Here is a 717-nt window from a genome sequence, read left to right as displayed (position 1 = left end):
TCATCAGTTTGTTGGGCGTGGAGACCCGGTCCTTCAAGCCGGGAAGGAAACGCCCTCTCCTTCCTGCTGCGTGCTTACCAACGAACCAGTAGAACGTGAACCATGGCGAGGAAGACCGTGAAGCGGGCGTTCAAGTACCGCTTCCACCCCACCCCAGCGCAGGCAGCGGAGCCGTCGCGCACGTTCGGGTGCCTCCGCCTCGTCTGCAACAAGGCCCTCGCCGCCCGCACCCAGGCCTGGTACCAGCGCCGGGAGCGCGTGAACTACAACGCCACCTCGGCCATGCCCACCGCCTGGAAGAGGACCGACGAACTCTCCTTCCTCACCGAGGTGTCCAGCGTCCCGCTCCAGCAGGCGCTGCGCCACCTCCAGGGCGCGTTCGCCCACTTCTTCGCCGGACGCGCCCGCTCCCCCCGGTTCAAGTCGCGCAAGAAGTCCCGCGCCAGCGCGCAGTACACCCCCGGCGCGTTCCGCTACCGCCAGGGCCGCCTCACCCTGGCCAAGATGTCCGACCCGCTCGACATCGCCTGGTCGCGGCCCCTGCCCGAGGGCGCGCGGCCGTCCGCCGTGACGGTCTCCCGTGACGGCGCGGGCCGCTGGTTCGTGTCCCTGCTGTGCGAGGACACCGTCCACGCCGCCCCCGCGCTCCGCGAGGCGGTCGGTGTCGACGCCGGGACCACCTTCCTGGTCACCCTCTCCACGGGGGAGAAGGTGACC

Annotated in this window: 1 protein-coding gene; it reads left to right on the top strand. The window is 70.3% G+C overall.

Going from position 1 to position 717, the window contains the following annotated elements:
- Window positions 1-102: 102 nt before the first annotated feature.
- Window positions 103-717: RNA-guided endonuclease InsQ/TnpB family protein (locus ACFHWE_RS23635; protein WP_416604080.1), on the top strand; the 615-nt coding region annotated here is incomplete at its 3' end.

The organism is Nocardiopsis sp. LOL_012 (assembly GCF_048060475.1).
GTDB lineage: Bacteria > Actinomycetota > Actinomycetes > Streptosporangiales > Streptosporangiaceae > Nocardiopsis.
The sequence above is the reverse complement of the archived record's forward strand: the minus strand, read 5'-3'. Positions and strand labels throughout refer to the sequence as shown.